Source organism: Cryobacterium sp. Hz7, from assembly GCF_004402815.1.
GTDB lineage: Bacteria > Actinomycetota > Actinomycetes > Actinomycetales > Microbacteriaceae > Cryobacterium > Cryobacterium sandaracinum.
Genome location: NZ_SOFB01000046.1, coordinates 1 through 25,396, shown reverse-complemented (window position 1 = coordinate 25,396; position 25,396 = coordinate 1). Strand labels below are relative to the sequence as shown.

At 68.4% G+C, this 25,396-nt stretch carries 24 protein-coding genes; 11 read left to right on the top strand and 13 right to left on the bottom strand.

What is annotated here, in order from left to right:
• Positions 1–251: 251 nt before the first annotated feature.
• A complete protein-coding gene (locus E3N86_RS09700; RefSeq protein WP_104100100.1) occupies positions 252–881 on the bottom strand; it encodes an RNA methyltransferase in 630 nt (209 codons plus the stop codon).
• Positions 882–1,005: 124 nt separating this feature from the next.
• Between E3N86_RS09700 and E3N86_RS09695 the strand changes: the two genes are divergently transcribed.
• The 4 genes from E3N86_RS09695 to E3N86_RS09680 all read left to right on the top strand — a co-directional run bounded on the left by E3N86_RS09695 (position 1,006) and on the right by E3N86_RS09680 (position 4,918).
• Positions 1,006–1,698, top strand: coding sequence for a DedA family protein (locus tag E3N86_RS09695; RefSeq protein WP_134511862.1), 693 nt, complete (start codon positions 1,006–1,008; stop codon positions 1,696–1,698).
• A 498-nt stretch (positions 1,699–2,196) separates the two neighbouring features.
• Entirely contained in the window at positions 2,197–3,420 is a 1,224-nt protein-coding gene (locus E3N86_RS09690; RefSeq protein ID WP_104100114.1) for an Nramp family divalent metal transporter, read from the top strand.
• Positions 3,420–4,064 (top strand): metal-dependent transcriptional regulator, encoded by a 645-nt coding sequence (locus tag E3N86_RS09685; RefSeq protein WP_134511861.1) that lies wholly within the window; start codon positions 3,420–3,422, stop codon positions 4,062–4,064. The genes E3N86_RS09690 and E3N86_RS09685 overlap by 1 nt, the downstream gene beginning before the upstream one ends.
• A gap of 53 nt (positions 4,065–4,117) precedes the next feature.
• Positions 4,118–4,918 carry an HAD-IIA family hydrolase gene (locus E3N86_RS09680; RefSeq protein WP_104100098.1) on the top strand — a complete coding sequence of 267 codons (801 nt, stop codon included), beginning with the start codon at positions 4,118–4,120 and terminating at the stop codon, positions 4,916–4,918.
• A gap of 319 nt (positions 4,919–5,237) precedes the next feature.
• On the opposite strand, the gene E3N86_RS16845 is transcribed toward E3N86_RS09680, so the two are convergent.
• The 3 genes from E3N86_RS16845 to E3N86_RS17650 all read right to left on the bottom strand — a co-directional run bounded on the left by E3N86_RS16845 (position 5,238) and on the right by E3N86_RS17650 (position 8,162).
• The gene (locus tag E3N86_RS16845; protein ID WP_166785070.1) at positions 5,238–6,671 is read right to left on the bottom strand and encodes a hypothetical protein; all 1,434 of its coding nucleotides are present in this window, start codon (positions 6,669–6,671) and stop codon (positions 5,238–5,240) included.
• Between the two features lie 767 nt (positions 6,672–7,438).
• A complete protein-coding gene (pyrE, locus tag E3N86_RS09665; protein ID WP_104100095.1) occupies positions 7,439–7,987 on the bottom strand; it encodes an orotate phosphoribosyltransferase in 549 nt (182 codons plus the stop codon).
• A 52-nt stretch (positions 7,988–8,039) separates the two neighbouring features.
• Complete coding sequence (locus E3N86_RS17650; protein ID WP_255408580.1) at positions 8,040–8,162, bottom strand: hypothetical protein; 123 nt, start codon at positions 8,160–8,162, stop codon at positions 8,040–8,042.
• A gap of 137 nt (positions 8,163–8,299) precedes the next feature.
• Here E3N86_RS17650 and E3N86_RS09660 point away from each other — a divergent pair, with 137 nt between their 5' ends.
• A complete protein-coding gene (locus tag E3N86_RS09660) occupies positions 8,300–9,223 on the top strand; it encodes a LysR family transcriptional regulator (RefSeq protein WP_104100094.1) in 924 nt (307 codons plus the stop codon).
• Here E3N86_RS09660 and E3N86_RS09655 read toward each other — a convergent pair.
• The 5 genes from E3N86_RS09655 to E3N86_RS09635 form a co-directional block, all read right to left on the bottom strand.
• Positions 9,220–10,719, bottom strand: a complete 1,500-nt coding sequence (locus E3N86_RS09655) for a CoA-acylating methylmalonate-semialdehyde dehydrogenase (protein ID WP_134343165.1) — start codon at positions 10,717–10,719, stop codon at positions 9,220–9,222. The two genes, E3N86_RS09660 and E3N86_RS09655, sit on opposite strands and share 4 nt — an antisense overlap.
• A gap of 56 nt (positions 10,720–10,775) precedes the next feature.
• Positions 10,776–12,110 (bottom strand): aspartate aminotransferase family protein, encoded by a 1,335-nt coding sequence (locus tag E3N86_RS09650; RefSeq protein WP_233191270.1) that lies wholly within the window; start codon positions 12,108–12,110, stop codon positions 10,776–10,778.
• A gap of 106 nt (positions 12,111–12,216) precedes the next feature.
• Entirely contained in the window at positions 12,217–13,233 is a 1,017-nt protein-coding gene (locus E3N86_RS09645; protein ID WP_104170668.1) for a TIGR03842 family LLM class F420-dependent oxidoreductase, read from the bottom strand.
• Between the two features lie 12 nt (positions 13,234–13,245).
• Positions 13,246–14,682, bottom strand: coding sequence for a dihydropyrimidinase (hydA, locus tag E3N86_RS09640; RefSeq protein WP_104100111.1), 1,437 nt, complete (start codon positions 14,680–14,682; stop codon positions 13,246–13,248).
• A 10-nt stretch (positions 14,683–14,692) separates the two neighbouring features.
• Positions 14,693–15,541, bottom strand: a complete 849-nt coding sequence (locus E3N86_RS09635) for a nitrilase-related carbon-nitrogen hydrolase (RefSeq protein WP_134343166.1) — start codon at positions 15,539–15,541, stop codon at positions 14,693–14,695.
• A 473-nt stretch (positions 15,542–16,014) separates the two neighbouring features.
• Here E3N86_RS09635 and E3N86_RS09630 point away from each other — a divergent pair, with 473 nt between their 5' ends.
• From E3N86_RS09630 to cofD, 5 genes are all read left to right on the top strand, one after another.
• Positions 16,015–16,800: a (S)-acetoin forming diacetyl reductase gene (locus E3N86_RS09630; RefSeq protein ID WP_104100090.1), complete on the top strand. Its 786-nt coding sequence runs from the start codon at positions 16,015–16,017 to the stop codon at positions 16,798–16,800.
• A 321-nt stretch (positions 16,801–17,121) separates the two neighbouring features.
• The gene (locus tag E3N86_RS09625) at positions 17,122–18,147 is read left to right on the top strand and encodes a putative F420-0 ABC transporter substrate-binding protein (protein WP_134374780.1); all 1,026 of its coding nucleotides are present in this window, start codon (positions 17,122–17,124) and stop codon (positions 18,145–18,147) included.
• A 147-nt stretch (positions 18,148–18,294) separates the two neighbouring features.
• A complete protein-coding gene (locus E3N86_RS09620) occupies positions 18,295–19,317 on the top strand; it encodes a putative F420-0 ABC transporter permease subunit (RefSeq protein WP_241977409.1) in 1,023 nt (340 codons plus the stop codon).
• The gene (locus tag E3N86_RS09615; protein WP_134511859.1) at positions 19,308–20,174 is read left to right on the top strand and encodes an ABC transporter ATP-binding protein; all 867 of its coding nucleotides are present in this window, start codon (positions 19,308–19,310) and stop codon (positions 20,172–20,174) included. The genes E3N86_RS09620 and E3N86_RS09615 overlap by 10 nt, the downstream gene beginning before the upstream one ends.
• A complete protein-coding gene (gene cofD, locus E3N86_RS09610; RefSeq protein WP_104100087.1) occupies positions 20,171–21,172 on the top strand; it encodes a 2-phospho-L-lactate transferase in 1,002 nt (333 codons plus the stop codon). Before E3N86_RS09615 ends, cofD begins: the two co-directional genes overlap by 4 nt.
• 105 nt (positions 21,173–21,277) lie before the next feature.
• Here the strand turns inward: cofD and cofC are convergent, their stop codons facing one another.
• Genes cofC through E3N86_RS09595 form a run of 3 tightly spaced genes read right to left on the bottom strand, consistent with a single transcriptional unit; the run spans position 21,278 to position 23,756 of the window.
• Complete coding sequence (gene cofC, locus E3N86_RS09605) at positions 21,278–21,931, bottom strand: 2-phospho-L-lactate guanylyltransferase (RefSeq protein ID WP_134511858.1); 654 nt, start codon at positions 21,929–21,931, stop codon at positions 21,278–21,280.
• The gene (cofE, locus tag E3N86_RS09600) at positions 21,928–22,752 is read right to left on the bottom strand and encodes a coenzyme F420-0:L-glutamate ligase (protein WP_198411439.1); all 825 of its coding nucleotides are present in this window, start codon (positions 22,750–22,752) and stop codon (positions 21,928–21,930) included. The genes cofC and cofE overlap by 4 nt, the downstream gene beginning before the upstream one ends.
• Before the next feature lie 2 nt (positions 22,753–22,754).
• On the bottom strand, positions 22,755–23,756 hold the full coding sequence (locus E3N86_RS09595; RefSeq protein ID WP_104194343.1) for a TIGR03557 family F420-dependent LLM class oxidoreductase: 1,002 nt from the start codon (positions 23,754–23,756) through the stop codon (positions 22,755–22,757).
• A 109-nt stretch (positions 23,757–23,865) separates the two neighbouring features.
• Here E3N86_RS09595 and E3N86_RS09590 point away from each other — a divergent pair, with 109 nt between their 5' ends.
• The gene (locus tag E3N86_RS09590; protein ID WP_134416246.1) at positions 23,866–24,702 is read left to right on the top strand and encodes an exodeoxyribonuclease III; all 837 of its coding nucleotides are present in this window, start codon (positions 23,866–23,868) and stop codon (positions 24,700–24,702) included.
• A gap of 586 nt (positions 24,703–25,288) precedes the next feature.
• On the opposite strand, the gene E3N86_RS09585 is transcribed toward E3N86_RS09590, so the two are convergent.
• Positions 25,289–25,396, bottom strand: a 108-nt coding sequence (locus E3N86_RS09585; protein WP_166785069.1) for an integrase core domain-containing protein, incomplete at its 5' end; no start/stop codon positions are given.

Below are 25,396 nucleotides of genomic sequence, written 5' to 3'. Positions count from 1 at the left end.
CCCGAAGCGGCGGCCCGCCTCGACCAACTCCGCCCGCCGAGCGAACGCCACGGCGATGGCCAATTCGGCCTCCGCGATCGCCTCGAAATGCTCCCCGAGAGCCTCTTGCTCTTCAATAAATGAGGGCTTCATGACACACACGCTACGGGCACCCACCGACATTACCCGCGGCATCCGCCCACCTACACGCACCCTGTGGATAACCCGATCAGGCCCTGATTGTGGAGGGATCGGGGTGGTGAAACGCCCGCTCAGAACCGGTGCTGCAACACCCAGTTGTGCATGGTGACAGCCGCGGCGGCCGACGCGTTGAGCGAGCGGGTGGAGCCGAACTGGCTGATCTCGACGACGGCATCCGCTGCCTCGATCGCTTCGGGAGAGAGGCCGGGACCCTCCTGCCCGAACAGGAGCACGCAGCGCTCGGGGAAGCGGAAGGTTTCGATGATCACGCTGCCGGGCACGTTGTCGATGGCGATGATCGGCAAGGTCTCGGCGGCGGCCCACTCGACGAAGGACGCGACATCCGGGTGGTGCAGCACGTGCTGGTACCGGTCGGTGACCATGGCCCCGCGCTTGTTCCACCGCTTGCGCCCGATGATGTGCACCGTGTCGGCGGCGAACGCGTTGGCGCTGCGCACGATCGAGCCGATGTTCATGTCGTGCTGCCAGTTCTCGATGGCGACGTGAAACGGATGCCGCTTCTCGTCGAGGTCGGCGACGATCGCCGCCATACTCCAGTAGCGGTAGCGGTCGATCACGTTGCGCGTGTCGCCGCGCTCGAGCAGCTCGCGGTCGTAGAACGACTCCTCGGGCCACTCTCCGGCCCAGGGTCCGACGCCGTGGGTGGACAGTTCGGGCGTGGGGTTCTGCGGTTCTTGCACCGATCCAACGTATCCCGCCGGGCACCGCCGGGCGTGCCGGGCATGCCGGGCATGCCGTCGGGTATTCTGACTTGCAGGGTTCGCGTTTCGCCGGCTCGCACCCCGCCCGGAAGGAACCATCACCATGCATCCCACGCTCTTCGGTATCGACTTTCTCGACTCGGAGTGGCTGATCGGCTGGTTCGGTTCGTTCGTGCTCCTCGGCGTGGCCACCATCGTGTTCGTCGAGACGGCTTTCATCGTCTTGTCGTTCCTGCCCGGCGACTCGCTGCTCTTCACCGTGGGCCTGCTCACCGCCACCGGGGATGTGCCCTTTCCGATCTGGGTGACCTGCCTCGTCATCTTCATCGCCGCGTTCGCCGGTGACCAGGTCGCCTATTTAATCGGCCGCAAGTCCGGCCCCGCCGTCTTCACCCGCGAGCAGAACCGCCTGTTCAACCCGAAGAACGTGGAACGCACCAACGCGTTCTTCGCCAAGCACGGCGGCAAGGCCATCATCATCGCCCGCTTCCTGCCCGTGTTCCGCGCCTTCGTGCCTCTCGCCGCCGGTGTGGGACGGATGCACTACCGCACCTTCGTGTTCTTCAACCTGATCGGCGCCTTCGCCTGGGGTGTCGGAAGCACCCTGATGGGCTACCTGCTCGGCCAGATCGAGTTCGTGGCGACGTACTCCGAATTCTTCATCATCGGCATCATGCTGCTCTCGGGCGTGCCGATCCTGTCCGAGCTCTACAAGGCCGGCCGCGAGAAGAAGCGCACCCGCGGCAAGGCCCCGGTCCCCGTCGCCACGATTCCCGAGGACCTGCGCGAGGAGTAACCGCCCAGTTCAGAGGCGGCCGCGTCTCGGCACAGGGTCAGCGCAGCGTCAGACCGGCCGGCGAGCCGGTGACCAGGCCGGCGCCGGCATCCGTGAACGAGTCGATCGCCGCCGAGATCTGGTACTCCCCCGGCGGGAGCGCGGGCCGGTCGGGGCGGGATCGGGTGGGTGGCTTGGTCGGTGGTTCCGGCGGCGAGCGGCCCGGCGAGCGCTGCGGACAGCGCGGCCCGGTGGGCGATCCGGCTCCACAGGGGTGCGTTTCCGGCCCTCGTCGAGGTAGCCGCTGAAGATGGCCCGCCGCACGTAGGCCTCGGCCCCACCGACCGTGAACCCGTTTCCTCCCTCTGCTTAGCTACTAAAACTTATGACCGCGCCGAAACGTTGGTGTGCCGGGCCGCCCACGCAGGCACTGATCTTTCGGCATGCCTAAATCTGCCCTATCCTTTCGGTGTGGCTAAAAACAACGTGCGCACGGATGCGAGGGGACCGGTCCCTGAGATCGCCACCGTGGCATCCTCTCACCTGCTCTGGTTGCTCGGCCCTGCCCTCGTCGCGGGCGTGGCCTACCTCGACCCCGGCAACGTCGCCAGCAATATGACGGCCGGTGCTCGCTACGGCTACCTGCTGGTCTGGGTGGTCGTGGCCGGCAACGTGATGGCCTGGCTGATCCAGTACCTCTCGGCCAAGCTCGGCATCGTAACCGGCACGAGCCTGCCGGAAATTCTCGGGGTACGTATTCGGCGCCCGCTCACCCGCCGCCTCTACTGGGTGCAGGCGGAACTGGTGGCCATGGCCACCGACCTGGCCGAGATCATCGGCGGCGCGGTCGCCCTGAACCTGCTCTTCGGCCTCCCCCTGCTTGCCGGCGGCGTGATCACCGGGGTCATCTCGATGATCGTGCTCACGGTGCAGACCCGGCGCGGCCCGCGCACCTTCGAACGCGTCATCGTGGCGCTGCTGCTCATCATCACCGTGGGCTTCGCGGCCGGGGTGTTCTTCGCTCCGCCGGATGCCGGCAGCGTCGTCGCCGGCCTCGTGCCGCGGTTCGAGGGCGCGAATTCGGTGCTCCTGGCCGCGTCCATCCTCGGCGCGACGATCATGCCGCACGCCATCTACGCCCACTCCGCGCTCACCCGGGACCGATTCCCCGTCGTGGCGGACGGCGCAGCAACGCGACGCCTGCTCTGGGCCACCAAATGGGACGTCACCATCGCGATGGCCATCGCCGGCACGGTGAACCTGTCGATCCTGCTGCTCGCGGCATCCGCTCTGCAGGGCGTCGCCGGGACCGACACGCTCGAGGGCGCCCACGCCGCCCTCGAGGCAACCCTCGGGCCCGTGATCGCGACGGTGTTCGCGGTCGGGCTGCTCGCCTCCGGGCTGGCCTCCACCTCGGTCGGAGCGTACGCGGGAGCGGAGATCATGCACGGCCTGTTGCACGTGCGCGTGCCGCTGCTGGCGCGTCGCGTGGTCACCCTCATTCCCGCGCTGCTGATCCTGGGGGTGGGTTTCGACCCGACCGAGGCCCTGGTGCTCAGCCAGGTCGTCCTGTCGTTCGGCATCCCGTTCGCGCTGATCCCCCTGGTCTGGCTCACCATGCAGCGCGGGGTGCTCGGCGAGCATGTCAACCGCTGGTACACGACAGTCGCCGGCGCCGTCTGCGCCCTGCTCCTGGTGGCCCTGAACGTGGTGCTGCTCGTGCTCGTGTTCACAGGGGCGTGATGAAACACCCCACACCCGCGGCCGAGGACTACCTCAAGACCATCTACGCGCACACCGAATGGCAGCTGAACCCGATCACGCCTTCGGTGCTGGCCGCGCGGCTGGGGGTGGCGCCGTCATCGGTCACCGAGATGGTGAAGAAGCTCGCCGCCGGCGGCCTGATCGAGCACGTCCCCTACGGGCCGCTCACCCTGAGCCGGACCGGTTTCCTGCGGGCGACCGCGGTGGTGCGCCGGCACCGGTTGATCGAGACCTGGCTCGTGCGGGAAATGGGCTACGACTGGCACGAGGTGCACGACGAGGCGGAGGTGCTCGAGCACTCGATCTCGGACCGGCTGCTGGCGGCGATCGACGATCGGCTCGGGCATCCGTCGGCCGACCCGCACGGGGACCCGATCCCGGCCGAGGACGGCAGCCTGACCCGGCCGGACGCCATCCTGCTGGCGGAGGCCGCACCCGGCCACGTCGGGGCGGTCGTGCGCATCAGTGACCGCGACCCGGACATCCTGCGCGACCTTGCCGTGCACCGGGTCGGCCCGGGAATCCGGCTCACCGTTCTCGAACCCGGCGTGGTGCGGCTGCCGGGCGGCGGCATCTGTCGGCTGTCGTCTGCGGCGGCCCGATCGATCTGGCTCACCTCGTAACCGTCCGGAAACCTCGCGCCGCTAGGCTTATCCCCGAACCAAGGGAGCACCCAATGACACGCCGCGAAGACATCGAATGCTGGCTCACCGATATGGATGGCGTGCTCGTGCATGAAAACAGCCCGTTGCCGGGCGCGGCGCAGCTGCTGCAGCAGTGGAGCGACGCCGGCACGCCGTTCCTGGTGCTCACGAACAACTCGATCTTCACCCCCCGGGACCTCAGTGCCCGCCTGCGCGCCTCGGGCCTGAACGTGCCCGAAGACCGCATCTGGACCTCCGCGCTGGCGACGGCAGACTTCCTCCGCTCCCAGGCGCCCGGCGGCACCGCCTTCGTGATCGGCGAGGTCGGACTCACGACCGCCCTGCACGAGGCGGGTTTCATCATGACCGAGACGAACCCGGACTACGTGGTGGTCGGCGAAACCCGCAACTACTCGTTCGAGGCCATCACCAAGGCCATCCGTCTGCTCTTGAACGGTGCCCGCTTCATTTCGACGAACCCGGATGCGACCGGCCCCAGTGCGGACGGCCCCCTGCCCGCCACGGGTGCAATCTCGGCCCTGATCACCAAGGCCACCGGCATGGAGCCCTATGTGGTGGGCAAGCCGAACCCGATGATGTTCCGCTCAGCGATGAACAAGATCGGCGCGCACTCGGAGAACACGGCCATGATCGGTGATCGGATGGACACCGACATCATCGCCGGGATCGAGGCCGGGCTGCACACCATTCTCGTGATGAGCGGCATCAGTGACGACGCTGAGGTGCACCGCTACCCGTTCCGCCCGGACGAGATCCTCTCCGGCGTGCACGAGCTGGTCTCCAAGGAGCCCGTGGAGTCCGACGCGATCTAGGTTCCGCCGCTCCCATCGCAGCCGCGCTCTGCCGCACCCGTCGCCCCAGCACTTCTACCGCCGCGCCCGCCGCTCCTGCTCCCGCTCCCGCTCCCACTCCCCCTACCGCCAGGCCCTGACGAATTCGACGGAGATTTTGCGCCACCACCCCGTTTTCGACCCAGAACTGACCATTTTCGGCAAAATCTCCGTCGAATTCGTTCGAACATCGGGCATGGGCGGCGACGGCGGATCCCGGTTGCACGGCTGGGGTTCCGCTGCGCTACAAGACAGCCAGACAGCCAGGCGGCAGACGTCGGTGCCGGATGCTCCGGAACGCTTATGCGGCGGGTACCGGTCCGGGGCCCGCGATGCTCGCGTTCATCGGCTCGCCGGAGGCCCGGCTCACGAAGCAGTAGTAGGAGCGGCCGCCATCGGACCACTGTTCCTCGGTGATCGGGTAACTACCCTGCACCTGCACGTCGCCGTAGGCCGAGGCCGCGGCCAGGTCGATGACGCCGGTCGCGCTGCAGAGCAGGTTGATCTGCCCGGCCAGCTCGGCCTCGCCAGGGAAGGCTGTGGCGGCATCCCCGGCGAACACTCCGCGGTACACGAGTTGAGCCGCATGCGGGGTGGCACAGTCGGCGACCGTGAATTCCTCTTCCCAGGGTGTCACGTACGGCTGCAGGCATTCGCCGCCGAACAGGGTGTCCCACTGGTGCACGCCGACCGGCTGCGGGCCGGTGGCCTCGGGCGGCGCCGACGGCGCCACACTCGGGGTGGCGCTCGGGGCAGGTGTAGCGCTGGACGTGAACACCGCAACGGGGGCAGCGTCGCCGCCGACCAGGCTCTGCCCGAGGAAGAACAGTGCCGCCAGCGCGAGCACGACCACCAGGCCGCCGACGCTCCAGATCAGAAGCCGGGGCCTGCCGGGGCGGCTGCCTCCGGGCGGGCGACCGGCCGAGGCCAGCCGCGCGGCATCGGCAACGGCGCCGGACGGCGCCGCGTCCACTGCGGAACGCCGGCCGTTCGCTGCGACCGGAGTGGCCACGCCCGACGAGGAGTTCGTACCCGACGCGGGGCGCGGGGATGCCGCACCGAACATATTGGTCGTACCCGACGCGGGCCGCGGAGTTGTGGCAGCAGCAGCACTCGCACCGGCGTGGATACCGGCCCCAGCCCCGGCTGGTGCAGGTTCGGGGGAAGCAGTGACGGCGGACGCGGGCGCGGCGGACGCGGACGTGGTGGACAGGTGGGCCGGCGTTGCGGCCAGTGAAGGTGGAGTCGGGGCGGCGGCGGGCGCGGAGCGGGCCGCGGCCGAGGCCTGCGCCGCCGTCTCGGCCAGCCGTGTACCTGCACGGGCATCCGGTGCGGTGAAGGCTGCCTCCGGCGCCGGGATGGCTGCCGCGGCTAACGGGGCACCTGGGGCGGCAACAACGGCCGCGGCTCCCGCCACAACTCGGGCCCCGGCTCCAGCGATCCCGGCGGCGTCGCGGGCCTGGCCCGCGAGGGGGACCGGAGTCGACAGTGACGCGGCCAGTCGTGCGCGCAGACGGCCGCGGGCGGAGACCGGAGCCGGCAGCGCGGCCGGCTCGGGGTCGGGAGCAGGCGGCGTGCGCCCGGCCAGCAGATCGGCGGCCGCGACCTCCTCAGCGGTCAGCTCGAGCGACGACTGCGTGAAGGTGGTCCACCACGGCGCCGGTGCGAGATCGGCTTTCTCCGAACGGATGCTGCCGCTCCGGTCAGACTCGTCCGGCCCGTTCCCGCCGAGCATCGGCAGAGGCGCGGGAGCCTCGACAGGTGGAAGAGGGGCCGGTGCCGACGCGTCGGGCGCCCACGGGGCGGGCCCCGAAGCTGAGGCCGAGCGTGTTTCGGCCGGCGTCAGTTCCGAAGCCGAGTCATCCGTGAGCGCGGCGGACGAAGCCGCCGACCTGACAGCGGCCGAGGGCGCGAACGCGGCCGGCTGGAGCTCGGAAAACGCGGCCGCAGACGAGGACGCGGCCGCAGCCGCCGCGACGGCAGCCGACTCAGCAGAGGAAGCAGCCCCGGAAGCAGCCCCATCGACTGCAGAAGCAGCACGCGCCGGGTTTGCGGGCGTCAGGACGAACAGGGCCGCGGTCGTGATCGGCACGGATCCGGTCACATTCGCTGGCCCCGCAGCCGAAGGCGTCGCTCCAGCCGAAGGCGTCGCTCCAGCCGAAGGCGTCGCTCCAGCCGAAGGCGTCGCTCCCGACGAAGGCACAGGAGCGGCAGGAGGCGCCGGAGCGGGACCAGCAGCGCCAGCCGCAGCAGCGGCGGCCCGAGCCGCGGCACCCTTGGCGAGTCGAGGGTCAGGCTGGGAGGTCGGCTTGAGCCCCCAGAGGAAGACGCCGGTATGGGTCGTCGGCTCGGCGGGTGCCGGTGGAACAATGCGGGAGGTTCTCGGCCACCGCGGCGACTGGCGGGGCGAATATTCGTCCGGCAGGGCCGGGCGCGCGCCGTCACCGAGCTGAGATGCCAGCCACTTCATTCCGTCCTCGCCGGGCACCTCATTTGTGGGCACTAGTTCAGCCCCAGGTCCTCAAGGCCGATCGCGGCGTAATAGGGGTAGCCCGCGGCTTCGATCACTTCGCGCGCGCCCGTGTTCCGGTCGACCACGACGGCGACGGCGGCGATGATCGCACCGACCTTGAGGAGCGCGTCGATCGCCGCCAGGGGCGAACCGCCCGTGGTGGACGTGTCTTCGAGCACGACGACGCGCTTGCCGGCGAGATCGGGTCCTTCGACCTGCTTGCCCCGGCCGTGGTCCTTGGGCTCCTTGCGCACGACGAAGGCGTCGTACGCGGCTCCGCGTGCCACGCCCTGGTGCAGGATGGCCGCCGCCACCGGGTCGGCACCCATGGTCATGCCGCCGACCGCGGTGACATCCGGAATGTGCGCGATCAGGTCGAGCATGACCTGGCCGATCAGTGGGGCGACGCGATGGTCGAGGCTGACCTTGCGCAGGTCGACGTAATACGTCGCCTTCTTGCCGCTGGTCAAGGTGAAATCCCCGCGGAAAACGGCCTCGGCCGAGATGTGGGCGATGAGCTGCTGGCGTGTGTCCGTCACAGGACCAACTTTAGGCCATCGCCCGGTCGGTGAACCTGAAGCAGGCGTTGCTCTAGAAGATACGAACGAGCTTGCGCTCGGGAACGCGGCGGAATCCGTCCTTGTGCACGTCGACGACGACGGCAACGACGGAGGAGATGACGATGAGAACGAGAACGGCGAGAAGAACAAACACGGTCGTACCTTTCGGGAAATGGGGTTGAGTATCGGGGAGACGGAGGCACCATTGCTCGAGTTCGACGTATTTAGTTCATCATCTTTGACTTTGCAGCACAATCACATAGTTCTGCACGGAGTGTGTAGCGTTACTACATGGATGTCCAACGACTCGAACTTCTCCGCGAACTGGCCGAGCGCCACAGCATCACTGAGGTTGCCCGCGCCACGCACCGCACGCCATCCGCTGTCTCGCAGCAGCTGAAAGTGCTCGAACGCGAGGCCGGCCTTCCGCTCACCGAGCGCAGCGGTCGCGGCCTCATTCTGACGGATGCCGGCCGCGCTCTGGCCCGCAGCGCGACGGATGTCGCGGTCGCCCTCGCCCGCGCCCGGGCGGTCTGGGACGAGTTCCGCAACGACGCCACGGGCGAGGTGAGCCTGGTCACCTTTCCGACCGCGGGCGAGATGCTGCTGCCGGGAGCGGTGAGAAGCATCGCCGCCGTGCCCGGACTCATCGTCAACTGCACCGACAAGGACCCGGAACTGAGCGACTTCCCCGCGCTCACGGCGGAGTACGACATCGTGCTCGCCTACAGCCTGCGCGGCCAGCTTCCATGGGGCGGGCGCGGACTGACGGTGGTACCGCTGATGACAGAGCCACTCGACGTCGGGCTGCCGGCCGACCACCGGCTGGCCTCCCGGTCGTGGATCACCCCGGCGGACGTGATCGGCGAGACCTGGATCGGCGCGCCGACCGGCTACCCGTTCGAGCGCATCCTGCACCAGATCGAGCAGAAGGCAGGCAGTCAGATCACCGTCGCCCAGCAGTTCGCCGACCTGCGGGTGATCGAAGCGTTCGTCGTGGCAGGCCTCGGCATCGCTCTGGTCCCCCGGTACACCTGGGGCGGCGACCAGCCGGGCCGCCTCGTGCTCAAGCCGCTCCGCGGGGTGGACGCCGAACGGCAAATCGTGGCGCTGATGCGCCCCGATCGGGCCGAGCGCCTCGCCGTGCGCACCGTTCTGGAGGTGCTCCGCACCGAGGCCGCCCGCGTGCAGGCCAAGCACGCCCTCATCCCCTAGGCGTTCTGTGGGAAGCCCAGGTTGATACCGCCGTGGCTCGGGTCCAGCCACCGGCTCGTGATGGCCTTCTCTCGGGTGTAGAAGGCGATCCCGGCCGGGCCGTAGGCCTTGGCGTCGCCGAACAGGGAGTCCTTCCAACCGCCGAACGAGTGGTAGGCCACGGGCACCGGAATCGGCACGTTGATGCCGACCATACCGACCTGCACCTCGTTCTGGAACCGCCTGGCCGCACCGCCGTCGTTGGTGAAGATGGCCGTGCCGTTGCCGTAGCGGCTGCGGTTGATCAGGTCGAGTCCCTCGGCGTAGCTGGCGACCCGCACGATGGAGAGCACCGGGCCGAAGATCTCGTCGAGGTAGACGTCCGAGTCCGTGCTGACCTTGTCGAAGAGGGTCGGGCCGAGCCAGAATCCGCTCGCGTCACCGTCCACCTCGATACCGCGGCCGTCCACGACGACCTCGGCTCCGTCGGTCTGGGCGAGGTCGATGTAGGACGCCACCTTGTCGCGGTGTACCTTCGTGATCAGAGGTCCCATGTCGCATCCGCGCATGCCGTCGCCCACCTTGAGGCTCTTCAGCCGCGCGGTGATCTTCGCGACCAGGTCGTCAGCGACCGGTTCCACGGCCACCACCACGCTGATCGCCATGCAGCGCTCACCGGCCGAGCCGAAGCCGGCGTTGACCGCGGCATCCGCGGCCAGGTCCAGGTCTGCGTCCGGCAGCACGAGCATGTGGTTCTTCGCGCCGCCGAGGGCCTGCACGCGCTTGCCGTGGTGGGCGGCCGTCTCGTAGATGTACTGCGCGATCGGCGTGGAGCCGACGAACGAGATCGCCTGCACGTCGGGGTGCACGAGCAGGGCGTCGACGGCTTCCTTGTCGCCGTGCAGGACGTTGAGCACACCGGCGGGCAGGCCGGCCTCGGTCATCAGGGCAGCCATCCAGTTCGACGCGGACGGGTCTTTCTCGCTCGGTTTGAGCACGACCGTGTTGCCGGCCGCGATGGCGATCGGGAAGAACCAGAGGGGCACCATAGCTGGGAAGTTGAACGGGCTGATGATGCCCACCACGCCGAGCGGCTGGCGCAGCGTGTAGACGTCGACGCCCGTGGACACGTTCTCGGAGTACTCGCCCTTGCTCAGGTGCGGCATGCCGAGCGCGAACTCGACGACCTCGAGGCCGCGCGCGATCTCGCCGAGCGCATCCGAGGTCACCTTGCCGTGTTCGGCGGTGAGGATGTCGGCCAGCTCGCCTTTGCGCGCGTTCAGCAGTTCGCGGAAGTTGAACATCACGCCCTGGCGCTTGGCTTGGGATGTGTCGCGCCAGAGCGGATAGGCAGCGTGGGCGGAGGCGACGGCGGTGTCGACGTCGGTGGCACTGGCCAGGATTACGTTCTTCGCGACGGCGCCGAGGGCGGGGTTGAAGACGGGCGCGGTGCGGGTCGAGGCTCCCCGGAGGGGAGCCCCGTCGACCCAGTGGGTGATGAGGGGCAGTTCGGTCATGGGCGTTCGTCTCTCTTCATTCTCTTCATCGAGTCGGGGTGAGGGTGCGCGGGGCGTCAGACAAGCCGGTCGAGGCTGAGGACCTCGTCGTAGATAGTGAGCGCCTCGGCGACCTCGGCGTCCGTGACGACGCAGGGCGGCACCACGTGGATGCGGTTCTCGGCCAGGAACGGCAGCAGGTTGCGGGCCAGCAGCTCCGATTTGATCCGGCCCATCACGGCGCCGCTGAGCGGCTGGCGGGTCTCCCGGTCGGAGACGAGTTCCATCGCCCAGAACACGCCGACCCCGCGCACCTCTCCGATGATCGGGTGCTTAGCCTGCAGCTCGGCGAGCCCGGGGGCGAGCACGTCGCGCCCGATCCGGGCGGCGTTCTCCACGATGCCCTCGTTCTTCATGGCGTCCAGGGCCGCCACGATCGACGCCATCGCCAGCGGATGTCCGCTGTAGGTGAGGCCACCGGGATAGACCGTGGTGTCGAAGTCGTGGGCGATGGGGTCGGAGATGATCACACCGCCGGTGGGCACATAACCGGAGTTGACGCCCTTCGCGAAAGTGATCAGGTCCGGCACCACGTCGAAGCCGTCGAACGCGAACCAGTTGCCGGTGCGGCCGAAGCCGGCCATCACCTCGTCGAGGATCAGCATGATGCCGTACCGGTCGCAGAGGGCCCGCACGCCGGCGAGGTAGCCGGGCGGCGGCACGAGCACGCCGGCGGTGCCGGGGATGGATTCCAGCAGCACGGCCGCGATGCCCGCGGGTCCCTCACTCTGGATCACGTGCTCGAGGTGGCGCAGGGCCCGCTCCGACTCCTGCTCGGGGCTGGTCGCCCAGAACTCGCTGCGGTAGAGGTAGGGGCCGAAGAAGTGCGCGTGCCCGCGGGCGAACTCATTCGGGATGCGGCGCCAGTCGCCGGTCGCGACGATGGCCGCGCCCGTGTTGCCGTGGTACGAGCGGTAGGTAGAGAGCACCTTGTCGCGGCCCGTGTGCAGGCGCGCCATGCGGATCGCGTTCTCTATCGCATCCGCCCCGCCGTTGGTGAAGAAGACCTTGTTGAAGCCCTCAGGCGCCCGTTCGACGATGCGCTGGGCGGCCTCGCCGCGGGTCAGGGTCGCCGTGGAGGGCGCCACCGTGGCGAGCCGACCGGCCTGCTCGATGATGGCCGCGGTGACGGCCGGATGCTGGTGGCCGATGTTCACGTTGACGAGCTGGCTGGAGAAGTCCAGATAGCTGCGCCCGTCATAATCCCAGACCCGGGAGCCCTGCCCGCCGGCGATCACCAGCGGCTTGAGGGCACCCTGGGCCGACCAGGAGTGGAAGACGTGCGCCCGGTCAAGGTCGTAGGCGAGCTCGTTGCGGCTGGCCGTGGCGCTTGGGGAAGTGATGTCATTCACAGATATCGGGTTCTTTCTCTCTGCGTTGAGATGGTGAGGCCGTGGATCGCCCTCCCTCAGTGTGACCTCGATCGGCTTGAAGTCTGCACCATTCACCTGAATCGGGTCATTTCTTTGCCACGATGGGCTCGGTCATCGCCGGGATCACGGTCTCCCCGTAGACGCGCATCGTCTCTTCCTTGTTGTCGTGCTGCAGGTAGCCGGCGAACTGGTCGACGCCGATGGCGCGCAGGGCCTCGAGCTTTTCGATGTGGTCCTTCGCGGTGCCGAGCAGACAGAACCGGTCGACGATCTCGTCGGGCACGAACTCGGCGTGCGCGTTTCCGGCACGGCCGTGCTCGTTGTAGTCGTAATCCTGCCGGCCAATGATGTAGTCGGTGAGGGCCTTCGGCACATGAGATTCGGTGCCGTACTTGGCGACGATGTCGGCCACGTGATTGCCGACCATGCCGCCGAACCAGCGGCACTGGTTGCGCATGTGGCCCCAATTGTCGCCGATGTACATGGGCGCGGCCACGCAGAACTTGACCGCCATCGGGTCGCGGCCGGATTTCGCCGCGGCCTCCCGCACGGTCTTGATCATCCACTCGGCCACGTCGAGGTCGGCCATCTGCAGGATGAAACCGTCGCCGACCTCGCCCGCGAGCTTGAGCGCGAGGGGCCCGTAGGCCGCCACCCACACGTCAAGGGTGGAGCCGCGGCTCCACGGAAACTGCAGGGTCGCGCCGTTGTATTCGACCGACCGGGAGTTCGCGAGTTCCCGGATCACGTGCACCGACTCGCGCAGCGTCTTCAGGGTGGTGGGAGTTCCGTTGATGACCCGCACCGCCGAATCCCCGCGGCCGATGCCGCAGATGGTGCGGTTGCCGTACATCTCGTTCAGCGTCGCGTAGGTGGAGGCCGTGACCGTCCAGTCGCGGGTGCCCGGGTTGGTGACCATGGGTCCGACGATGATCCTGTCCGTCTCCGCGAGGATGCGGCTGTAGATGACGTAGGGCTCCTGCCAGAGCAGATGCGAGTCGAACGTCCAGACGTGGCTGAAGCCGTGCGCCTCGGCCAGTTTGGCCAATTGCACGGTACGGGCGGATGGGGGGTTGGTCTGCAGCACTGCTCCGAAGTCCATCTGGGGTCCCGTCTAGATCAGGTACTGGCTCAGGCCGCGCTTGACGAACCGGCCGTCACCCTTGGAGCCGAGATAGGAGCTGTCGTCGATGATGACCTTGCCGCGGGACAGAACGGTGTCGACGTGACCGTCGATCTCGTAGCCTTCCCAGGCGGAGTGGTCCATGTTCATGTGGTGGGTCTTGCCATTCCCGTTGACGGGCAGGCCGATCGAGGTGTGGCCGTTCGGGTCGTAGATCACGATGTCGCCGTCGGCGCCCGGCTGGATGACCCCCTTTTTGCCGTACAGCCCGAACATCCGTGCCGGGGTTGTCGCGGTGATCTCCACCCAGCGTTCGAGCGAGATGCGGCCGTTGACGACGCCCTGGTAGAGCAGGTCCAGGCGGTGCTCGACCGAGCCGATGCCGTTCGGGATCTTCGAGAAGTCGCCGAGGCCCAGCTCTTTCTGCCCCTTCATGCAGAACGGGCAGTGGTCGGTGGAGACCATCTGGATGTCGTTGGTGCGTAGGCTCTGCCACAGGTGGTCCTGGTGGCCCTCGGCCTTCGAGCGCAGCGGCGTAGAACAGACCCACTTCGCGCCCTCGAACCCCGGTGCCCCGAGATTCTCCTCGAGCGACAGGTAGAGGTATTGCGGGCAGGTCTCACCGAACACGTTCTGGCCGTGGTCCCGGGCGGCGGCGATCTGCTCCACGGCCTGCTTGGCGCTCACGTGCACCACGTAGAGCGGCGCCCCGGTGAGGTTCGCGAGCATGATCGCTCGGTGCGTGGCCTCCTCCTCCAGCTGCCAGGCGCGCGCGACACCGTGGTAGTAGGGGTCGGTCTTGCCCTCTGCGAGCAGCTGCGTGACGAGCACGTCGATGGCCGGGCCGTTCTCGGCGTGCATCATGGTCATCAGCCCGGTCTCGGCGGACTTCTGCATGGCGCGCAGCACCTGCGCGTCATCCGAGTAGAAGACGCCGGGATAGGCCATGAACAGTTTGAAGCTGGAGATGCCCTCGTCCAGCAGCCCGTCCATCGCCTGCAGCGAGTCCTCGTTGAGGTCGCCGATGATCTGGTGGAACCCGTAGTCGATGGCGCAGTTTCCGGCCGCCTTCTCGTGCCAGGCCGCCAAACCGTCGAAGACCCGCTGGCCGTAGCTCTGCACTGCGAAGTCGACGATGGTGGTGGTGCCGCCCCAGGCCGCGGCCCGGGTGCCGGTCTCGAAGGTGTCGCTGGCCGCGGTGCCGCCGAACGGCAACTGCATATGCGTGTGCGCGTCGACGCCGCCGGGGATCACGTACTTGCCGGTGGCGTCGATCACACGGTCGACGGATGCGGCGAGGTCATTCCCGAGGAGAGCCGAGCCAGGTGCCAGCACGGCGACGATGATCTCGCCGTCGATGAGGACATCCGCCTGCACCCGGCCGGTCGCGCTGACCACGGTGCCGTTCTGGATCAGGGTCGTCACGATGCGCCCCTGGCTACGGCCGGGCGATCGGGCCGTAGGAGTCGGGACGGCGGTCCCGGTAGAACTGCCACGAGTTGCGCACCTCTCGGATGACGCCCAGGTCGAGGTCGCGGATGACGACCTCCTCGGTGTCGGTGGAGGCCACCTCGCCGACGTAGTTGCCGCGCGGGTCGACGAAGTAGGAGCTGCCGTAGAAGGTGACGGCGTCGGCGCCGAACTCCTCGGTCTCGGTGCCGATGCGGTTGTTGGCGCCGATGTAGTACTGGTTGGCGACGGCGGCGGCCGGCTGCTCGAGCTCCCAGAGCCGGTTCGAGAGGCCGGGCTTGGTGGCTGAGGGGTTGAAGACAATCTCGGCGCCGTTCAGGCCGAGCACGCGCCAGCCCTCCGGGAAGTGCCGGTCGTAGCAGATGTAGACCCCGATCTTGCCGACCATGGTGTCGAAGACGGGGTAGTCGGCGTTTCCGGGGCGGAAGTAGAACTTCTCCCAGAACTGGGGCAGGTGGGGGATGTGGTGCTTGCGGTACTTGCCGAGGTAGGTGCCGTCGGCGTCGATCACGGCGGCCGTGTTGTAGAGCACGCCGGGCTGCTCCTCCTCGTAGACGGGGAGCACGATCACCATCGTGTGCTCGGCGGCGAGCTTCTGGAACCGCTCCACGAGTGGTCCCGGCACGCTCTGCGCGTAGTCGTAGTACGTGGAGTCCTGCACAATGCCGAAGTAGGGGCCGTGGAACAGCTCCTGGAAGCAGATCACCTGCACTCCCGCTTCGGCGGCGGTGCGCACGAATCCCTCGTGCTTCTGGATCATCGACTCCTGGTCGCCCGTCCACTCGGTCTGGGTGATTGCGGCCCGAACTACAGTCATCTTGTCTCCACATTCGCCAGTGACGGAACACCGTTGAGCCGAACGACAGCGTCCGGGCTTATTAGTCTTCGACGCAAACATTTGGTGCTGCTTTTCTGTGTGACTAACGCGTATATCATCCTGTCGAGCGAATCTGCCGGTGGCAAGGGTTCATGCAAACCGTTATCGTCGCGGTCGGGCACGGGGTCACTGGCCGACCGAATATCACTCGATCGCGCCTACAATGGGGGTAATGCCTCGTCTGCTGCTGGAGTTCTTAGACAACATCGACACAAAAAACGGGGATGTCTCAGATTCACCCCGAGAGGTTCACCCTCGGGGCCGCTCATCCGCCGCGACGACGCCGGAAATCCTCGGTGCGCGCCGCGCTGCTGGCGCCGTGCGTATCGGATCAGTAAAACTCCTGTCCTGCCTTGACATGACGTCATCGACTCGCCGGCAGGTTGCGAATAATCGAGATTGGAATCAATACCATGGCACGCACAGAAAACGGAAAAGTCGCACTCGTTACCGGTGGTGGACAGGGGATTGGTCAGGCCATTGCTGAGCGACTCCACGCTGACGGCTTCAAGGTCGCCATCGCCGACCTGAACCGTGCGACCGCAGGCGCAGTTGCCGAATCCCTGGGAGGCAAGGAGGGCGGAGCACTCGCACTGCACGTCGATGTCTCCGACCGAGACAGCGTGTTCGCCGCGGTCGAGCAGGCTGTCACGGAGCTCGGGGGCTTCGACGTCATCGTCAACAACGCCGGCATCGCCCCCACGTCTCCAATCGATGACATCACCCAGGAAAGCATCGCAAAAATATTCTCCATCAACTTCAACGGCGTGGTGTGGGGCATTCAGGCAGCCACCAAGGCGTTCAAAGAGCTCGGCCACGGTGGAAAGATCATCAGTGCTGCGTCCCAGGCCGGTCACGTCGGGAACCCCGGCATCGCGTTGTACTCGGCCACCAAGTTCGCCATTCGTGGCTTGTCCCAGACAGCCGCCAAGGACCTGGCCCAATTCGGCATCACGGTCAACACCTTCGCCCCCGGCATCGTGAAGACGCCCCTCATGGAGGAGCTCGCGAAAAAGGTGGCAGCCGACGCGGGCCAGTCGGAAGAGTGGGGCTGGGATCAGTTTACGAACGGCATCGCCCTCGCCCGCCTGTCCGAAGCGTCCGAGGTCGCGGGGGTCGTTTCGTTCCTGGCTGGCCCCGACTCCGGCTACATCACCGGACAGTCGATTCTGGTCGACGGCGGAATGGTCTTCAACTGAGCAGAGGACGAAACTGACTCTCACCGGCCCGGCGACTGGCCGCACTGAGTATCCCGGGCGCGCCGGACATCCGTCCCCCATCGCCCCGCTCGCCCGGGATGGGCCGCGCCGAAGTTCTGGCCTAGGCTGAACGAAGACCGCCGGTTGGCTCTGACCGGTTGAGCCGGCCCCGACTTGGGCGGCAGGTCGCCGACACGTGCTCGGTCGCACCCTTCCTGCCCCGCAGTTCTCCCTGTGCTCGCCAGAGCGGGTGAATCGTCGCCATGGCGCGCTCATACCGACGATCCACCAGCTCTCGTGGCCCTGAACCGGATCGGTAACATGTCCCAATTACGTTCGTTGCGTGGTCCCCTGCTGGTGGTCGTAGCGGCGGCTGCCCTGCTATCGAGCGGATGCGCTGCGGCGAGTCCCGTCGCCGCGCCCAGTGCCGCGCCGGGCGCGAGCGCCGGCACGGGTGGAGGCTACCCGATGACGATCGACAACTGCGGCACCGACGTGATCGTGGAGGCTGCGCCCGAACGGATCGTGACGATCAAGTCGTCGACGACCGAGCTGCTGCTCGCACTGGACCTCTCCGATCGCATCGTGGGCTCGGCGTTCCTCGACGGCCCGCTGCCGGCATCCCTCGAGAAGGCCGGCGCAGGCCTGTTCGTGGTCAGCGACTTCGTGCCCGGCCAGGAGGCCGTGCTCGGACTCACGCCCGACTTCGTCTACGGCGGCTGGGAGTCCAACTTCTCGGCCGAGGGCGTGGGCGAACGCCAGAGCCTCACCGACCTCGGCATCGGCAGCTACGTTTCCCCCGCCGCCTGCAAGGGCGAGGGCTACATGCCTGACCCGCTCACTTTCGACTCCGTGTTCGCCGAGATCACCGAGGCCGGCGCGATCTTCGGCGCCGAAGAGGCCGCGGCCGACCTGGTCGCCGATCAGCAGAAGACCCTCGCGGCCCTTGACCCCGCCGCCGCGGACACCACCGCGCTCTGGTATTCCAGCGGCACCGACACTCCCTACGTGGGCGCCGGCATCGGCTCGCCCAACATGATCATGGCGGCCGCGGGCCTGACCAACGTGTTCGCCGACGTGCAGGACACCTGGACCTCGGTGGGCTGGGAGTCGGTCATCGAGGCGAACCCGAGCGTGATCGTGCTCGTCGACGCCACGTGGAACACCGCGGAGTCGAAGATCGCGAACCTCGAGACGAACCCGGCCACGCAGCAACTCGACGCCGTGAAGAACCAGCGCTACATCGTGCTGCCGTTCGCGGCCACCGAGGCCGGCATCCGCAACGTCGAAGCCGCCGCGTCAACCATCGAACAGCTCGACGCGCTCGGGTCCACGACGGCCGGCTAGCGACCGGCGCCAGAGCACGACGCACGACGCAGGACACGCCAGGACAGCACCAACGGGACAGACACGACGGAACAGGCGAGGCAGGTGGATCGGGTGGATCGGGTGGAGCTGCAGCAGCCGGAACGCGCGGCGGCCCAGAGCCGTCGCGTGGCCGGGCGCGCGGGCTACCTGGGCTGGCTCGCCCTGTCGGTCCTGGCCCTCGTGCTCACGGCGGGGCTGGCCGTGACCATCGGTCCGGCCGACGTGAGCCTGACGGATGTCGCCGCGAGCCTCGCCGGGCACCTCGGCCTGCCGGGCGCCGCCGGGGTGGCCCCGCTGACCGACTCGATCGTGTGGCAGCTGCGCCTGCCGCGCGTTCTGACCGCGGCCGCTGTCGGCGCGGGGCTCGCGCTCTGCGGCGCGGTGATGCAGTCGGTGACCCGCAACCCGCTGGCGGACCCCTACCTGCTCGGGCTGTCGAGCGGGGCCTCTCTCGGCGCGGTCTGTGTGATCGTTCTCGGCGTCGCGGTGGCGCTGCCGGCCGCGGCGTTCCTCGGCGCGCTGGCAGCCCTCGTCGCCACGCTGAGCATCGCGCGGGTCGCCAACACGATCACGCCCGGGCGCGCGGTGCTCTCGGGCCTGGCCATCGCTCAACTGGGTGCGGCCGGCACGTCCTTCATCATCTTCTGGGCAGCCAAGGGCGACTCCTACCGGGAGATCCTCAACTGGCTGCTGGGCTCGCTGGCCGGCAGCTCGTGGTCGAGCGTCGTCATCTCGGGCACTGCCCTCGTGGTGGTCGGCGCCGGGATCGTGCTCTCGGCCACCCGTCTGGACGCGTTCACCTTCGGGGACACCGCCGCGGCATCCCTCGGCATCAACGTCAACGGCACCCGGTGGATACTGCTCGGCGCGGTGGCGCTACTGACCGGCGCCATGGTGGCCGTGAGCGGGGCCATCGGCTTCGTCGGCCTGATCCTGCCGCACCTGGTGCGCGGCCTGAGCGGGCCCGGCCACCGCCGCCTGCTGCCGCTGACCGTGGTGCTCGGCGCCCTGTTCCTGATCGTGGCCGACACGGTCGCCCGCACGGTGTTCGACCCCCGCGAGCTGCCCGTGGGCATCATCACCGCGCTGATCGGCGTGCCCGTCTTCATCGTGCTGATCAAGAGCAGAAAGGCCGCCGCATGGTCGTGATCCTCGACCGGGTGTCGTTCCAGGTCGACGGCACCCCGATTCTGACCGATGTGTCGGCGGTCGTGCCCACGGGCGCAGTGACCGGCCTGCTCGGACCCAACGGGGCCGGCAAGTCCACCCTGTTGCGCCTGATCGCGGGGCTGGAGGCACCGGATGCCGGCGGCGTCGAACTCGACGGAGCGCGATCCGGCAGAGGGTCCGGTCTGTCGCGGCGCGAGACCGCCCGGCGGGTGGCGCTGCTCGAACAGAACGCCGCGCCCAGCGTCGACCTCACGGTGCGCGAGGTCGTGCTCCTCGGCCGGATCCCGCACCGCAGCCGGGTGCTCGGCAGCTTCGGCGGCGACGACGACCACCGGGTGGCCGAGGAATCGCTGGCCGTGGTCGGCGGCAGCGACCTCGCGGACCGGGCGTGGCATACGCTCAGCGGCGGCGAGCAGCAGCGCGCGCAGATCGCCCGAGCGTTGGCGCAGCGGCCGAGTCTGCTGCTGCTGGACGAGCCGAACAACCACCTCGATGTGAGCGCCCAGATCGGGCTGCTCGGGCAGGTGCGCGGGCTCTGCGCGGGCGCGGCCGGCACGGGCCTGACCGCGATCATGGCCCTGCACGATCTGAATCTGGCCGCCGCGTTCTGCGACCAGATCCTGCTGCTGCACCACGGGCGACTGGTCGCGGCCGGCACCCCCGAGGCGGTGCTGCGGCCGGCGACCATTGCGGAGGTCTACGGCGTGGACTGCGACGTGATCCCACATCCGCGCGGCGGGCATCCGGTGATCGTGTTCGCTCCATCCACGACGATTCCGGCCTTCCCGCCTCCCCGTGAACCCGAGGTCACCCAGCACGGAAGAGCGCACAGATGACGACCATCACCGTTCTGGCCGGCGGCATCGGCGGCGCCCGGTTCACCCGCGGGCTGCTGAAGCACCTGGCGGAAACCGAGCCGGAGGCGACGGTGACGGTGATCGTGAACACGGGCGATGACATGTGGCTGGACGGGCTGCGCATCTGCCCGGACCTCGACACCGTGATGTACACCCTCGGCGGAGGCATCAACGAGGAGCAGGGTTGGGGGCGGCCCGAGGAGTCCCGCCGCGCCTCCGCTGAGATCGCCGCCTACGGGCGCGGCTGGTCCTGGTTCACGCTCGGCGACCTGGATCTGGCCACCCACATCGTGCGCAGCGACCTGCTCCGGAACGGCTCCACGTTGAGCGAGGCCACCGAGTTCCTCTGCCGCCGCTGGCAGCCCGGGGCGCGCCTGCTGCCGATGAGCGACATCCCCGTCGAGACACATGCCCGACTGGCTATGGATGCCGATGAGCACCGGGCCGGCGAGCTGATCCACTTCGAGGAGTGGTGGGTGCGCTACCGCGCCGGCGTTCCGGCGACCGAGTTCGTGCAGGTCGGACTTGAGTCCGCAGTCCCCGCGCCGGGCGTCGTCGACGCCATCATGACGGCCGACCTGGTGATCCTGCCGCCGTCGAACCCGGTCGTTTCGGTCGGCACGATCCTCGCCGTACCGGGCATCCGGGACGCCCTGCGTTCCAGCACCGCCGCGGTGGTCGGCGTCTCGCCGATCATCGCGGGCGCGGCCGTGCGCGGCATGGCCGACGCCTGCCTGCACACCATCGGCGTCGAGACTACGGCCGAGGCCGTGGGCCTGCACTACGGCTCCCGCGCCGCGGGCGGCGTGCTCGACGGGTGGCTGGTGGACGAGACGGATGCCGGCGCGCTGCCGGCGCTGGCGGCCGCCGGCATCCATTCGGTCGCCGTGCCGCTCTGGATGCGGGATGCCGCGACAACCATGCGGCTCGCGGCGGATGCGCTCGCCTTCGCTCGCGGCACCCACTCCGTCGTCTGAGCGGCAGTAGCACAGCCGCGGCAGCTCCATCCATGGCGGCAACAGTTTCGACTCCCTGCCGCATTGGGCGTGCACGTAACCTCGGAGATTTTTGCGACGCGCCGATCAGCGCGCGGCGGCCGACCCCGGGGCCTCGACGACCAGGAGGGTGTGCGGCCCGACGCCGAGACGCTGCGCCACCGCAAGGTCGGCGGCGGTATCGACGTCGTGACGGATCGAAACGGATGCCGCCATTACGAGCGGCACATGGCCGGCGGCCTCATGGGCGGCCCGAGACCCAACCCCGAACCGAGGCTCGATCGCGACTCCGGCGAGCGCGAGCAGAGCCGTGGTGCCGGTTCCGGCCGCGTCGGGCACCAAACTGCGATCGTGCGCGGCGGCGAGGTGCAGAGTGCGCTCGACATCCGCGGGCGTCAGCGCCGGCAGATCGCCGGTCAGCACGGCCAGGTTCGCCTCCGGAAATGCCCCGCGGGCAACCACCAGTCCCTGCCGGATTGCCGCGTTCAACGGGTCTGCGGGCAGGATCGATTCGCGCACCGGGGCCTCGCGCACGATGTCGACCCCGAGCTCGGCCAGCCGACCCGAAAGTTCACCGTCGCCCGTGACGACCAGCACCCGGTCGACACCATGCGCCGCCAGCAGGGCCGCGACCGTGTCGAGAGCGAAGGCATCCGCCAGCCCGGCCCGATCGGGCCGCTCGCCCAGCCGGCTCTTCGCCCCGGGGTTGCCCTTGACGGGCACGATCGCCACCCAGCTCATTCGGTGACGGAAACGACGGATGCCGCGTCGACGGCGGCAGCGGCCAGCCCCGCCGTGTACCCCTCCGAGAAACCCTCGGCGTGCGCCTCGGCGCTCCCCAGCCGGAACATGTCGTTCTCGCTCGGCCGCAGCAGCCGGGTCGCTCCGCGCGCATCCGCGTCGTCGGGCTCGCCCACGAGGCGACCGAGCCCGCGCACGACCGCGACCGGGTTGCCGCTGGTCTTGCCCTTCACCAAATCGGCCGCGCCGGCGATCTCATCGGCGACCGCGGCGACGGTCACGTCGAGGCGCCGGCCGGACGCATCGGTCGTGCCGCGCAGGTCGTCGAGAACCGTGACTCCGGCGGCTCCGATCACGATGTCGGTCTGGCCCTCACGCCACGGGCGCCCGACGGTGTCGGTGATCAGCACGCCGAGCCGCAGGCTGGTGCGTTCGTGGAGGGCTGCGCAGAGGGCGCGCGCGGAGGCATCCGGATCGACGGGAAGGAGCAGCACGAACCCGTCGGGGGTGTTGCTCGCGTCGACGCCGGCCGCCGCCATCACCAGGCCCTGGCGGTTCTCGACGATCCGCGTCATCCCGCCGGGAAAGGCGCGGGTCGCGACGACCCGCACCGTCTCGTCGGTGATCGCCTGTTCCCGATCGGCCGCCCGCACCTGGCGGCCCTCGGCCTTGGACACGATCTTGCTTGTCACCGCGAGAATGTCGCCGTCGCGCAGGCGGCTGCCTGCCGCGTCGGCGATGAGCGCAGCGAGGTCTGCGCCGGCCTCGACCTCACCGATGCCCCCCAGCACGAAAACGTGCAGGCCGGTTGGTTCTGGCACCACTAGCGCACGAGCTTCGGCAGCACGGATGCGCCGAAAACGTCGATCCACTGGCGCTGGTTGCGGCCCACGTTGTGCAGGTAGATGCGGTCGAAGCCGAGGTCGACGAACTTCTGGATGTAGGCCCGGTGGTCGTCGGGGTCGGCTGAGATGATCATGCGGCCCTCGAAGTCCTCGGGGCGGACGAGTTTGGCGATCTGCTCGAATTCGAACGGTGAACGGATATCCCCCTTCGGGAACTTCATCCCGCCGTTCGGCCACTCGACCAGGGCGTTCCGCATGGCCTCCTCGTCGGTTTCGGCCCAGCTCATGTGCAGCTGCAGCACCTTGGGCATAGCGGCCGGGTCCTTGCCGCCATCCCGGGCGCCGTCGTCGAACTTGCCGAACAGCATCGAGATCTTTTCCAGCGGGGCTCCGACCGTGATCAGGCCGTCGGCGTGACGCCCGGCGCGCTTGGCCGTGACCGGGCCGGCGGTGGCGACGAGAATCTCCGGGGCCACCTCGGGCATGGTCCAGAGCCGGGTCGACTCGAGCTTGTAGAACTGGCCGGAGTGCTTGACGTCCTTGCCTGCGATGGAGGCGGTGAACAGCTTGGAGATGATCTCAATGGCCTCGAACATGCGGTTGATGCGCTCGGGGGCTTCCGGCCAATACTGGCCGACGATGTGCTCGTTCAGAGCTTCGCCGGAGCCGAGGCCGAGCCAGTGCCGGCCGGGGTACATCGAGGCGAGCGTCGCGGAGGCCTGCGCCACCATCGCCGGGTGCCACCGGAAGGTGGGCGCGGTGACGCCGGGCCCGAGGTCCCCCTTCGTGCGCTCACCGATCGCCGCGAGCACGCTCCAGACGAACGAGGACTCACCCTGGGCGGGCACCCACGGTTGGAAGTGGTCGGCCGCCATCACCCCGGTGAACCCGTGTTCCTCGGCGTAGGCCGACAGGGCCACCGCCTCGGCGGGCGCGAACTGCTCCAGCATCGCCGCGTAGCCGATCTGCAAATCCGTCATGGGTACCGCCCTGCCTTTCGTTGTGGTTCGATCCTGTCACTCCCGGCTCCGAGAACTCCCCTCCCCACTTAGAAACGCCCGAGCGGCATCCGTCAAATAGGCTGGAAGCATGCGCATCGCCACCTGGAACGTCAACTCCATCCGTGCCCGAGTCGGCCGGGTCGTCGACTGGATGGTGCGCGAGGACATCGACGTGCTCGCGATGCAGGAGATCAAATGTAAGCCTCCGCAGTTCCCGGCGCAGGCGTTCGAGGACGCCGGCTACGAGCTCGCCGTCCACGGCCTCAGCCAGTGGAACGGCGTCGCGTTCGCCAGTCGCCTCGAGATGACGGATGTCGCCACCGGCTTCCCCGGCATGCCCGGCTTTCTGAAGGGCCAGGAGGGTCCCGGTCTCCCGCTCGAGGCCCGGGCGCTCGGCGTCACGGTGGAGGACCTGCGGTTGTGGAGCCTGTACGTTCCGAACGGACGCAGCATCGACGACCCGCACTTCGCCTACAAGCTGGACTGGCTGGAGCGCCTGCGCGCGCACGCCCGGGACGAACTGGCTCGCGACCCGCACCTGGCCCTCGCACTGATGGGCGACTGGAACGTGGCCCCATTCGAGCGTGACATGGGTGACCCGAGCTTCGTTCCCGGCAAATCCACTCACATCTCCGAGCCCGAGCGGGCCGCGTTCCGCGCGTTCGAGGCGGAGGGCATCTTCGATGTGGTGCGCCCGCTGGCTCCGGAGGGTTACACCTTCTGGGACTACAAACAGCTGAGGTTCCCCCGCAACGAGGGCATGCGGATCGACTTCATCCTCGGCTCCCCCGCGTTCGCGGATCTGGTGACCGCGGCGAGCATCCACCGCAATGAGCGCAAGGGTGATGCGCCGAGCGACCACGTTCCCGTGGTCGTGGAGCTGGCCCTCGAGGGCGAAGACGACGACCGCCCGATGATCTTCTAACCGGCGCACCGAGCCGGAAACGTGCCGGCAACGGCGCGTGCGAGCGCGGCGGCGCTACTCGCACAATGACTTCCATACCCTGGGGGCGCCACAGTATCGCCACAAGATCGCCACAAGCGCGCCCAGCGACCTCCGTCACCGTCTCCGTCACCCGCCGCGTCGAGCCGACCCACATCTCTGAGGCCACGCGCTGGGCTCAGCGGGGCCAGGACCTTCCTGGTCATGCCCCAGATCACCCGGATGCTGCGCCCCTGGCTGCGACGGCGGCCCCCGGTGTTAGATGAGTGAGTCCGAATCGTTTGGTTGTGTCGCTTTCGCAAGGTCAGAGCTGACCGCACCGAGTGGCCTCGGTTCATCGAAGGCGGAACGCTGTGCCCGGCGTCGAACCAATTCGACGGAGATTTTTGGTCAAGCACCCGTTTTTGAACCGAAACACGCTTTCTAAAGCAAAATCTCCGTCGAATTCGTTCGATACGAGGCGTAGGGCGTCGGACTCAGCTCGGCCGGCATTCCCTCGCTTTGTGGTCCGGAGCCGTGTTCGGCTTCGAGCGATCGATGTCGTGCTCGGCCATCGGCCGGCCGGCCGCTAGATGTTGTTCCCACTGACGTTGTGAGCACGGTTGATGGGTGATTTGCCGCCGATGCCGGTATGGGGTCTGTGGTGATTGTAGCTATGGATCCAGTCTTGGTAGGT

What these genes read in the sequence shown, in the direction of transcription:
- E3N86_RS09685 (WP_134511861.1), top strand. Translation starts at nt 3,420, where the DNA reads ATGAAACACCCCACACCCGCGGCCGAGGACTACCTCAAGACCATCTAC.
- E3N86_RS09615 (WP_134511859.1), top strand. Translation starts at nt 19,308, where the DNA reads ATGGTCGTGATCCTCGACCGGGTGTCGTTCCAGGTCGACGGCACCCCG.
- E3N86_RS09655 (WP_134343165.1), bottom strand. Translation starts at nt 10,719, where the DNA reads ATGACCGAACTGCCCCTCATCACCCACTGGGTCGACGGGGCTCCCCTC.
- E3N86_RS09680 (WP_104100098.1), top strand. Translation starts at nt 4,118, where the DNA reads ATGACACGCCGCGAAGACATCGAATGCTGGCTCACCGATATGGATGGC.
- E3N86_RS09645 (WP_104170668.1), bottom strand. Translation starts at nt 13,233, where the DNA reads ATGGACTTCGGAGCAGTGCTGCAGACCAACCCCCCATCCGCCCGTACC.
- E3N86_RS09590 (WP_134416246.1), top strand. Translation starts at nt 23,866, where the DNA reads ATGCGCATCGCCACCTGGAACGTCAACTCCATCCGTGCCCGAGTCGGC.
- E3N86_RS09630 (WP_104100090.1), top strand. Translation starts at nt 16,015, where the DNA reads ATGGCACGCACAGAAAACGGAAAAGTCGCACTCGTTACCGGTGGTGGA.
- cofD (WP_104100087.1), top strand. Translation starts at nt 20,171, where the DNA reads ATGACGACCATCACCGTTCTGGCCGGCGGCATCGGCGGCGCCCGGTTC.
- cofC (WP_134511858.1), bottom strand. Translation starts at nt 21,931, where the DNA reads ATGAGCTGGGTGGCGATCGTGCCCGTCAAGGGCAACCCCGGGGCGAAG.
- E3N86_RS09695 (WP_134511862.1), top strand. Translation starts at nt 1,006, where the DNA reads ATGCATCCCACGCTCTTCGGTATCGACTTTCTCGACTCGGAGTGGCTG.
- E3N86_RS09625 (WP_134374780.1), top strand. Translation starts at nt 17,122, where the DNA reads ATGTCCCAATTACGTTCGTTGCGTGGTCCCCTGCTGGTGGTCGTAGCG.
- E3N86_RS09595 (WP_104194343.1), bottom strand. Translation starts at nt 23,756, where the DNA reads ATGACGGATTTGCAGATCGGCTACGCGGCGATGCTGGAGCAGTTCGCG.
- E3N86_RS09660 (WP_104100094.1), top strand. Translation starts at nt 8,300, where the DNA reads ATGGATGTCCAACGACTCGAACTTCTCCGCGAACTGGCCGAGCGCCAC.
- E3N86_RS16845 (WP_166785070.1), bottom strand. Translation starts at nt 6,671, where the DNA reads ATGCTCGGCGGGAACGGGCCGGACGAGTCTGACCGGAGCGGCAGCATC.
- E3N86_RS09635 (WP_134343166.1), bottom strand. Translation starts at nt 15,541, where the DNA reads ATGACTGTAGTTCGGGCCGCAATCACCCAGACCGAGTGGACGGGCGAC.